General features: G+C 38.2%; 10 protein-coding genes and 1 pseudogene. 5 read left to right on the top strand and 6 right to left on the bottom strand.

The genetic code is table 11. The features are described 5' to 3' along the window. Positions 1 to 176: 176 nt before the first annotated feature. The 4 genes from NEOC65_RS01855 to NEOC65_RS01840 all read right to left on the bottom strand — a co-directional run bounded on the left by NEOC65_RS01855 (position 177) and on the right by NEOC65_RS01840 (position 4,784). Positions 177 to 1,649, bottom strand: a complete 1,473-nt coding sequence (locus tag NEOC65_RS01855) for an efflux transporter outer membrane subunit (RefSeq protein ID WP_213155540.1) — start codon at positions 1,647 to 1,649, stop codon at positions 177 to 179. Then, complete coding sequence (locus tag NEOC65_RS01850) at positions 1,642 to 2,715, bottom strand: HlyD family secretion protein (protein ID WP_213152060.1); 1,074 nt, start codon at positions 2,713 to 2,715, stop codon at positions 1,642 to 1,644. Before NEOC65_RS01850 ends, NEOC65_RS01855 begins: the two co-directional genes overlap by 8 nt. Before the next feature lie 216 nt (positions 2,716 to 2,931). Then, positions 2,932 to 3,618: an ABC transporter ATP-binding protein gene (locus NEOC65_RS01845; protein WP_213152059.1), complete on the bottom strand. Its 687-nt coding sequence runs from the start codon at positions 3,616 to 3,618 to the stop codon at positions 2,932 to 2,934. Between the two features lie 8 nt (positions 3,619 to 3,626). Then, entirely contained in the window at positions 3,627 to 4,784 is a 1,158-nt protein-coding gene (locus tag NEOC65_RS01840; protein WP_213152058.1) for an ABC transporter permease, read from the bottom strand. A gap of 215 nt (positions 4,785 to 4,999) precedes the next feature. Between NEOC65_RS01840 and NEOC65_RS01835 the strand changes: the two genes are divergently transcribed. Genes NEOC65_RS01835 through NEOC65_RS01825 form a run of 3 tightly spaced genes read left to right on the top strand, consistent with a single transcriptional unit; the run spans position 5,000 to position 7,028 of the window. Further along, positions 5,000 to 5,929 carry an ABC transporter ATP-binding protein gene (locus NEOC65_RS01835; RefSeq protein WP_213152057.1) on the top strand — a complete coding sequence of 310 codons (930 nt, stop codon included), beginning with the start codon at positions 5,000 to 5,002 and terminating at the stop codon, positions 5,927 to 5,929. Beyond that, positions 5,926 to 6,708 carry an ABC transporter permease gene (locus tag NEOC65_RS01830; protein WP_213152056.1) on the top strand — a complete coding sequence of 261 codons (783 nt, stop codon included), beginning with the start codon at positions 5,926 to 5,928 and terminating at the stop codon, positions 6,706 to 6,708. The genes NEOC65_RS01835 and NEOC65_RS01830 overlap by 4 nt, the downstream gene beginning before the upstream one ends. Positions 6,709 to 6,749: 41 nt before the next feature. Then, positions 6,750 to 7,028, top strand: a complete 279-nt coding sequence (locus NEOC65_RS01825; protein WP_213155539.1) for a translation initiation factor — start codon at positions 6,750 to 6,752, stop codon at positions 7,026 to 7,028. A 256-nt stretch (positions 7,029 to 7,284) separates the two neighbouring features. On the opposite strand, the gene NEOC65_RS01820 is transcribed toward NEOC65_RS01825, so the two are convergent. Together NEOC65_RS01820 and NEOC65_RS01815 are read right to left on the bottom strand one after the other, a co-directional pair. After that, positions 7,285 to 7,698 carry a hypothetical protein gene (locus NEOC65_RS01820; RefSeq protein WP_213155538.1) on the bottom strand — a complete coding sequence of 138 codons (414 nt, stop codon included), beginning with the start codon at positions 7,696 to 7,698 and terminating at the stop codon, positions 7,285 to 7,287. A 159-nt stretch (positions 7,699 to 7,857) separates the two neighbouring features. After that, entirely contained in the window at positions 7,858 to 8,145 is a 288-nt protein-coding gene (locus NEOC65_RS01815; RefSeq protein WP_213155537.1) for a helix-turn-helix domain-containing protein, read from the bottom strand. A 418-nt stretch (positions 8,146 to 8,563) separates the two neighbouring features. Between NEOC65_RS01815 and NEOC65_RS01810 the strand changes: the two genes are divergently transcribed. Both NEOC65_RS01810 and NEOC65_RS09770 read left to right on the top strand, forming a co-directional pair. Further along, a complete protein-coding gene (locus NEOC65_RS01810; protein ID WP_213155536.1) occupies positions 8,564 to 9,034 on the top strand; it encodes a helix-turn-helix domain-containing protein in 471 nt (156 codons plus the stop codon). After that, a pseudogene (locus NEOC65_RS09770) lies at positions 9,035 to 9,603 on the top strand (VapC50 family PIN domain-containing toxin). Positions 9,604 to 10,047: the final 444 nt, after the last annotated feature.

The raw sequence follows: 10,047 nt of genomic DNA, 5'->3' as shown, positions 1-10,047 counted from the left end.
GCGAGATTTAAAAAGACGGCTTTGTTGGTTATCTAGCTTGATTGGTTTCATAGTCAACTTTGCAAGAAATTAAGAGCTTTATAATGATTTAGGCGTAAATAAAGTATAGCGATTTGGGAGAAAAAACGCTCTCAAAATATTACTTAAGCATGAAACATCCTTTAAATCATGTCAAACTAATTAGCTTTGCCTCCTAGGGCCGTGCATAAAGTCACATAACTTAAAGCATATTCTTCTTCTGCTACAAGCCATTGCATCTTCCGCTGATGAGCCTCATCCTCTGCTAGATTAAAGGCAGCGAAATCACCTATGCCCTGCTGGAAAAGCAGATGCTCTCTCTCTACAGAACCAACAGCATATGAGTAGATATTTTTATTCTCAACTAACCGCTTTTCTTTACTTTGCAGCGAATGTAGAGCAAGCTGGACCTCTTCCACAGCGTTTAAAAGCTTTTGATGATAATGGGAAAAAGCTGCTTTAGCACGCGCTTTATAGGCATTTACAGTTGCTTTATTTTTGCCTGCATCAAATAGAGGGAAAGAGGTTAAAGGCTCGTATAGCCAATACAAATTTTTAAAACTTAAAATATCTGCTAACTGCTTACTCATTCCCCCAATACTCCCTATTAAGGCAAAATGAGGGAGAGCTTCGGCCATTACTCTTCCAATACGATAAGTTGCAGCAGCCAGCTCACGATCTGCTTGACGTATGTCGGGGCGTTGGTGTAATAAATCTGAAGGCACTCCTGCAGCTACCTGAACGTTAGGTCGAGGCATAGGGGCAGGGCATAAAAGATTTTCCTCAAAAGGCCATATTGTCTCACCTATCAAAGTAAGTAAGCGGTGTTTATATTGCTCGAAATATTTCTTAAACTGTAAGATGGCATTTTTACTTTCACAAATTTTTATTTCAACCTTGGCGATTGAGTCTAAAGAGGAATGATTAAGTACTAACCGTTCCTTTAAAAGATTGGCTCGTGCTTGCAAAATTTGTTGATAGGTTTCTTCTGCTAACCATTGATGTTGAATGCTTCTTAATCGAAGATAGGCTTTTGAAATTTCTGCTGTAATTGAGAGCTGAATAGCCATCAAATTCTCATGGGAAGCCTCAAGTTCTGCTTCTCTTGCCAAGTTTTCACTGTGAAGCCTTCCAAACAAATCAATCTCCCAGGAAATCATAGGGCCCAGATGAAAGAAATCATAGCGTCTTTGGTTTTTGACATTTTGAGTTTTTAAGTAATTGATCAAGCTTGGTTGCTGAAAAAAAATCCCATCTGCTGGAGAGACAGCATTAGTGTGACCCATACCCATATGAACCCTAGGAAAATAATCCGCTCTAGATTCTAACAATAGAGCTTGATATTCTTGAAGACGCTGAGAAGCAATATGAACTTCAGGATTATTTTCTAAAGCTCTATTGATCAATCTCTCAAGTATAACATCGTGAAAAGCTGCCCACCAGTTAGGTAACTCATCCTCTTCTTGCACTCCTACAGGCACTTGCTTAAGTAAGGTTTGATCTTGCTCTATCTCCCAGTGCTCAGGCAGCCTTATATGAGGTTTTTTATAAGCAGGTCCTACCCTCTGGCAGCTAGTACAGATGCCACTCATCGCTATTAATGCTAGGCTGAGGGAAAAAAACTTATTCATCGTGGGTGCCATTTCTAGAATCGGGTATAAAGACATCCATTACTTGACCGACAAAAAAACATTTCTGTGAGGTTTTAAAACGATAAATGAGCTGCACTACTCGAGTATCTATACGTTCCATAATTGAGCCCGTAAGATTTTTCTTGGGAACCAGCAGAGGCTTAATTTTTACAAAACTTAAAAGGATGGGCTTATTATTTACTCCTCTAAAAAAACCTACTGCCTCTTGATGAGGCCTAAGATAAGAGATTTCATCTTCATTAATGGACACCTCTACAAAACACTCTTCAATATCTCCTAAAATCATCAAAGGCTCTGCTTTAGTGGATTGAGCTAACTCACCAGCATGAATATTAACCTTTAATACTGTGGCTTCTAATGGAGCTTTTATTAGAGTATCATCTAACTTCTGGCGAGAAAGCTCTAAAAGAGCCTTCTGGTACTCGACTTCAAAATTTGCTGCATCCAAATCAGGTTGCCAAGCACCTGCTTTTAATTGCTGAAATTGAGCCATTAAATAGTCATATTTAGCTTTTTGTACCTCTACAAGATAATTCTTTTGATTAAGTTCTCCTGGGCTTATCGCTTGCTTAGCTAAGAGATCTTGGGCTAATCCTTGTTGCCTTTCAGCTTCATGTAAGTCTACTTTAGACTGATGAAGAAGAGCTTGTTGAGATGTTAGATTTTCACTTCTAGGAAGAGCTCGTAAACGCTCTAATTGCATCTTTGCCTTCGCTAAAGCCGCCTCGCTTGCTGCCACCTCATGAAGTAATTCTTTATTTTCTAATTGAATCAGAGGATCACCTAGACCTACTTTATCACCTTCATTAACAAAAACCTTATCAATTCTTCGCCCATTAGAAGCCTGGATAGCTATCTCTTCGCTTCTTGGAATGACTATGCCAATGCCATATATAGCATTTTTTCTAGCAATAAAATGTAAATAAGGATCTTCTAGGTAATGAATTTTAGGCTCTTTTTTAAAAAAAACCATCCAGATAGCTGCTAAAAGCCCTATAAAAGCTAATAAAGCTAAAACCATGAAATATTTTCGTTTTTGATTCATCCCCTTGCCATGCTTTTAAATACTCTTATTATTTCACCTCTTAAGGTTTATAAAAATAGCTCCTTTTTTCTTATCCTTAATAGAGGCTCTAATCAACCTTTAAACAACCTTTTTTATTTTTTAGCTCATTTTCTTTCTAGGGCTCTACAGCTTGTTTGCAAGTGGCTTTCTGCTATAATTCAGAAGCAATTACCCCTTCATTCATCTTAAAAAGCTTTAGTAGATTTTCTCGATTATTCCATCATTCAATTCTATTATGCGATCAGCATACTCTAATATTCTTTTATCATGGGTGGCTACAATGACCGCATTTTTTGGCTTTAAGGCATGCGTCTTTAATAAATTCATCACGATTAATCCGTTTGCATGGTCTAAAGAACTTGTAGGTTCGTCGCAGATGATTAATTGAGGCTGATGAATAAGAGCTCTAGCTAAAGCTATCCGCTGTTGTTGGCCTCCTGAAAGCTCCTGAGGCCATCGATTGGCTAATGGAGCAATACCTATATCTGCTAGAGCTTCATAGGCACGATTTCTTGCTTCTTGTTTAGATTTATTCTGTAATAAAAGAGGTAATTCAATATTCTCAATACAGGTTAAAGAGGGCATTAAATAAAAATTCTGAAAAAGAAACCCAATATTTTCGCATCTGAACTTAGTTTTCTCTTCTTCATTAAAATCACGAGTAGTTTTTCCGAAAATTTCGATTTTTCCTTCGTCTTCTTTTAATATGGTGCTTATGATTGAAAGAAAGGTTGTTTTGCCACACCCTGAAGGTCCCATTAAAAAAGCTAACTGGCCACAAAAAAAGTCAAGGGTCAAGTATTTTACCACCATCTGTTGCATCTCAGCAGTGCCATAGCTTTTTACCACATCTTGACAGCTAACAGCTATTTCTTGTGCCATATTTTTGCCTATTTGCTCATAACAATTTTAGGATCTTCTTTCAAAACTCTACGGATACATATCCGCGCTGCCAATAAGTTAATTAAAATAATTGTAAAAGCTGCAAATAGGAATATTAAAGGGGGAAATAGAAAGGCAATCGTACCTTGCGAAAAGATAATCATTTGACCTGCTAAAGTTGCAGCCCCTAATCCTAGCCCAAAGCCTATAATTCCTGCGACCAAAGCTTGGAAATATATCATATGAGCAATCTTAAGCGGGGTGGCGCCCAGAGCACGGAGCATGGCAAAAAAGGGCAGAGAGTCAATCGTTAACATATAAAACATAATCCCTACAATAGCAATACCTAGCAAAAAACCTGAAAGGACTGTGGTTCCAAAATTAATCAAAACACCTGTACTTAGGAAATACCAAATGGAGCGCCACTTAAATCCTTCTCGAGTAAAAGCTGAAAGCCCAGTTTGATCTTTTATAGCTTGAACCACTTTCTCCACATTTTCTCCAGGCTTTACTCTGGCCAGTATAAAACCTAGATGACGATTTTTAAAAGGAGTCAGATTTTTATACTGCTGATAGGCCATATACATAATGGGTTGAGGATAAAAGCCTAAGGTTAATTGAGCGATGCCCACCACGACAACGTACTGATCAGCTACTTCTAGACTATCGCCTAACTTAAGATAAGAAGGTTTACCATCGGCCCCATATGTCACTAAAGCTTTTCGAACAGCATGTTGATCTAAGATAATGCCTCCCTCATGCCGCAGGCTCTCTACCACGCCTTTAACCATATGTTGAGGAGCGCCTAACAGAGAATTTTGATCGATTGCCACCACTTGAGCTTCATGGAACAACCCATTAGGAAGCTTTAAGGGTAAATAGGCCATCGACAAGGGGGCTGCCCAAAGGATTCCAGGAACACTCCTAACCTTATCAATTTGGCTGTCAGGCATTTCGCGTATTTTATCTATATGCTCAGTGCCTGGATCCATAACCCAAATTTCTGGAGTAGGTATGTCTGTGATGAGCCGATAGGAACGTTCTACGAGCCCTAAAAAAATAGCCGATTGTTGGCAAATCAGAAAACTGGAAAGAAAAATGCCAAATATAAGACCTAGAAATTTAGCTTTATCTCCTATTAACATTTTAAAAGCTACTTCGAACATGGTAAAAATCTTTAAGCCATTTTAAAATTAGCATCCGTAAAAAAAGCACTGCCTTACAGCTGACATAGCAAACTTACCTTGTATAAAAAAAATTATAAACTTTAGCAAGCAATCATTTAAAAAAAATTTGGAAGTTTTGCTCTCTATTGAGTGAAAAGCCTAAAGAATGATATAAATTATTATCTGTTTAATTTGAGGGAATAAAAAAAGCTTATATGATTAATGTTCTTTCTGTTCAAAATCTTACAAAGATTTACCCTGGAAAAATTCCTTTTACAGCGATTGATAAAATCTCTTTTGATTTAAAAAAAGGGGAAATTTTAGGATTACTAGGGCCCAATGGATCAGGTAAGACTACTACAATCCAAATGCTTTTAGGTACGCTAGCCTACACTTCAGGAGCTATTTTTTATTTCCAACAAGACTTTGCTCATGCTCGTTCAGACATTCTTGAGAAGGTTTCGTTTGCCAGCACCTATACCAGTCTCCCTTGGATTCTAACCGTTAAAGAAAATCTAGAAGTCTTTGGCCTGCTCTATGGTTTGACCCGAAAGGAAAGTGCTCTAAAATTTGATCCCCTCTTAGAACGCTTTGGAATCCTTGGAAAGAGGAATCAGCGGGTAGCTTCATTGTCTGCGGGGCAAGTCACTCGGCTCATGCTAGTTAAAGCTTTTTTTACCAATCCTCAGATAGTGCTTTTAGACGAACCTACCGCCTCATTAGATCCTGATATAGCAAGCGACATCTGTTCTTTTCTTCTTGAACAAAGAGATAAAAAGGGCCTTTCTATCCTCTTTTCCTCTCATAAAATGGAAGAAGTCATGGAAGTTTGTGATCGTACAATTTTTCTTAAAGAAGGTAAAATCATTGCTGACGATCTTCCCGAAAAATTAGCTAAAAGCATTTCAGCCGTTCGCGTTAAATTATGCGTACAGGCAGGCCTTAATCGTACCATAGCAGTAGCATCAACAGCTGGTTTTAAATATAGTGTGGATCATCGAAATATCGAAATTCTCATAGAAGAAGATAAAATTCCTGCTTTTTTGCACGCTTTAAGTAAAGAAGGGGTAAACTACGTCACTATCAAAATAAAAGAGCCTTCTCTCGATGATTTTTTTCACCATATAGCCAAGCAAAAACGATGAACTTTAGTAGAATCAAAGGTGTTTTCTTTCGTTATTATTATAATGCGATTAAAGGACCCAACCAGCTATCCGATATCTTTTACTGGCCTCTCGTAGATATTCTTCTCTGGGGCTTAACCTCAAGGTGGATACAACATCAAAATCATGTAGCCAACCTTCCTTTGGTACTTATGACCGCTTTAATCTTTTGGCAAGTAACCTGGCGTGGATCGGTGGATATTTCGATAAATATTCTTCAAGAGTTTTGGAATCGCAACTTAGTTAACCTTTTTTCTACTCCCTTAAAGATCTGTGAATGGATAATAGGAACGATATTACTCTGCTTATGCAAGCTAATCTTAACAGTAGCCTTTGGAGCAGTTACGGTCTATTTACTTTATACATTAAACGTATTTACCGTGGGCTGGCCATTTCTTCCTTTTGCTATCCTGCTACTTATGTTTGGATGGACCCTTGGCTTCGTGGCCGCCAGTATTATTATTTACTGGGGGCATCAAGTCGAAATGCTGGCTTGGATGATCGGTTTTCTATTTGCGCCTTTCAGTGCGGTGTTTTATCCTGTAAATATTTTGCCCGTATGGGCCCAGAAAATCTCTTGGCTATTGCCCTCCACTTATATTTTCGAAGGCATGAGAAGCATTTTAGATGAAAAACCTTTCCCCTATATCTACCTTTTTTATAGCCTAACCTTAAACGCTATTTACCTAACGTTTTCTATTTTGCTTTTTAAATGGATGTTTGAAAAGAGCCGTAGAAAGGGTTTAGGGCGCTTGGAATAAAAGCTTGTGGCTTTTCTAACACTTACTTAAAAGAGGGAAATATGCCTTTTACAATAGAAGGACAATGGATACCCAGCAAACCAGCTTCCTCAAAGCCTCTGAAAGGTGTAAAGATTCGCTTAGTCAAAAGAGGGAAAAATATTTTAACAGTTATTTTAAATTTAAATATCCCTTCTAACGAGCTCGTCCATCTAGCCTCTCTTCTCAAGAAGAAGCTTGGGTGCGGAGGTGCTGCCAAGGATGCAGATATTGAAATCCAAGGAGATAATGTCAGCAAAGTTAAAAAAATTTTAGAGGAGTATGGCATTAAATCTTCTTAGAAAATTCTTTTATTTTTTGAATCAAAGAAAGTGTCAGAGCTTACGCTTTAGATAAAATGGAAGCAAATCTAAAAACAGGAAGAACCTGGGGATTAAAAAGTTATGCTGATGATTGTGCGCTACGGACTTTGACAAGCCGACGGTGGGCCAAAAATGCTGTATAAGAGCTTAGGGAAGGCCCCTAGTAACCGAGGACTTAAGGCATCGGTTACAAACCACCTTAAGCTGCATGGCTAAAGAGACTATGTTGTAGATGCTAGTGTAGACGTTGATCAAAAGATTTAAAAGGCTGTTTTATAATAGTTGCAATACCACCTATTACCAAAGCTACTGAGCAGACAGCACTTATAACTACGATCCCTTTTGGTATCGCTAAAATTAAGCCGGCTAATTTCATAATTTTAAATGTTGTATAGGTAGCTAAACTATAAGATACGATATTTTTAGCTCCTAAAGGGAGCGGGCCTAAAAATACCGTAGGTCCAGGAATAATACGCTTACTTAATTCATAAACAACCTTTTCAGTTAAAGCAATACCAGCAAAACATATAGCTGCAGTGGCAGGATTAAGAATTTTTGCACCTTTAATGACATTTACAAGATGAGCTCCAGCAAAGCCTTGAATAGCGCAAAAAACTTCATCAAATATGGGGTATGAACTTCTAATCATAAAATAACTCCTGAATCCATTCTAAGGGTAAAGCCTCGTTAAAGATCTCAAAATTTATCGGGATTAAATAATATTTTCAAGCTTTTTAATTACAACGAGGTAGATGTGCTTCCTCCATTGCTTCCTTAAACCGGGAGCTCATAACTTTCTTAGTGAACGTCAATTACCCTGCGCTTTTTCCCCTACAATAGAATATCGCAAAATAGAAATGATATTTGCAAGGGATTCAAGCGTTAGGTGATCCTTCTTGCCTGATCGAATGTCTTGAAAGATAGAAGGTGATAATTTTGCTACTTTGGCAAGCTTTCTAACAGAAATATGATCTTCCTTTATTAAAGCACTGATCAACTCAGCTAATAGAAGCTTTTGGTATTCTTCACCCATTCTTTTCTTACGAGCTGGGTCTTGAGCAAGCCTTTTATAGGTAGACAAAACTTTTTTAGCCATAATATTCCTCCGATTTGACTCTCACCGCATATTAGAGAAGTGCCCTGGGATATGCCCAGCACCGGAGCGTTCTCGAACCAATTCATCGAAGGAATGAAATAACTCTATGAACTTCAAGCCTTCTTAGATGTTCGGCTCCTTCGCCCTGGAGAGGCTCCTTCTATGGTTAGAGAGAATTTACTAGTATTGACGGGAACTTAAAGAAAAGTTGCTCTCCTTTATCTCCCTAATATAAATAGAACTAATGTAATACACATTACTCAATAGCACCCCCCCCTCACTTAGCGTGGTCCGAAAAAACCAAAAAGCTTTATCATCCTAGACCTTACTGCCAATCTCGTTTCGATTATTACTTACATTGCGAATATTTCGAATAAATGCTATTTTAAGAATAGAAGACCATTTAATAGGAGTATCTATGGTTATGCAATCTTTTCACTTACCTGAGCCTATTATGCCTAGCGAAAGCGAGGTAGAATTAGCTCGAGCTTCTAGCCGTATCCTTTCTTCCATGGACTTGCAGAAAGGAAAAGCCGTTAAAATCCTACTTGAAACTGATAATTATCAACAGAGTTCGGTTACCTTGCCTCTTTCAGCCTTTAAGCTGTTGATGACAGTGCTCACTCAAATGGCAGAAGGAAATGCAATCACGTTAATTCCTGTGCATGCGGAACTTACAACCCAAGAAGCTGCAGATTTACTTAACGTTTCACGCCCTTATCTGATTCGACTTCTAGAAGAAAAAAAAATTCCCTTTCGTAAGGTAGGGACAAGGCGCCGAATTCTGTTCCAAGATTTAATGGATTATAAGGCTAAAATTGACGCAGCGCGTCGTAAAACTCTAGAAGAGTTGGCTGAAGAAGCACAAAACCTGGATATGGGATATTAAATGGCTAGCTTTATTATGATTTATGACTCATGCGTCTTGTAGCCAGCTCCTCTAAGAGATCTTCTGATGCGACTCGCATTAACAGATCTTTATCAAGCGAAATGGACAAAAGATATTCATTGCGATGGATGCGCAGCCTTTTAAAAAATCGATCGGACTTGACTAAAGAGCGTCTCGAAATGACACGAGCCAAAATGGACTTACATGTCAAAGATTGTTTAGTCTTTGACTATGAAGAGCTGATTGGCAATTTGAAGCTACCAGATCCAGATGATCGACATGTATTAGCAGCAGCCATCAAAGCAAACGCACAAACTATTGTGACCTATAATTTAACGGATTTTCCTCCATCAGCTGTTGCCAAATATGGGATTGATGCTTAGCACCCTGGCGAATTTCTAAGGCATCTAATCGATTTGAGTCCCAGCAAAGTTATGAAAGCAGTGCAAGAAACCAGATTAAGCTTGAAAAAACCTCCAAAAAGTTCTGAAGAATACTTAGCTATACTGGAGAAGCAATCACTCCCACAAACGGTTGCTTATTTAAAAGATTATGAATGGCTTATTTGATGAGACAGCTGCATATGCAAATTAGACCGATGGATTTGGAGGACATTTTAGAGGTAAGTCAAGTACACAGGAAAGCTTTTCTTTGGCAGGCTCTATCTGAGGAATGGATTAAATGTGACGTTAATGCTTAACCTCGAATTAAGCTGTTCGTCGCAGCCGCTGAGAAAGAAATCTTGGGATATATCCAGTGGAGTGAGAAAATTAGGTTCCGCCAATAAATAATCTTAGAATTAGAGCAAATTGCTGTACCTCCTACTTACCATTCGCACGGCATTGGAACACGATTGATCTTACAAACACTCCCTCTGTTGCAAAAGGAATTAGATAATAGGCAAGCTCGAATTGAACATACAACAGTTTTAATTATGGCGGACAACAATACTAAAAAAGCTGTACTCAAAGACTTTAAAAGCTTTACCAGAGGTCTTTATTCCTAACTTATTT

Source organism: Neochlamydia sp. AcF65 (genome assembly GCF_018342435.1).
In the GTDB taxonomy this organism is placed as follows: Bacteria; Chlamydiota; Chlamydiia; order Chlamydiales; family Parachlamydiaceae; genus Neochlamydia.
Note: the sequence above shows the minus strand (reverse complement) of the source record. Positions and strands in the feature narration are given on the sequence as shown.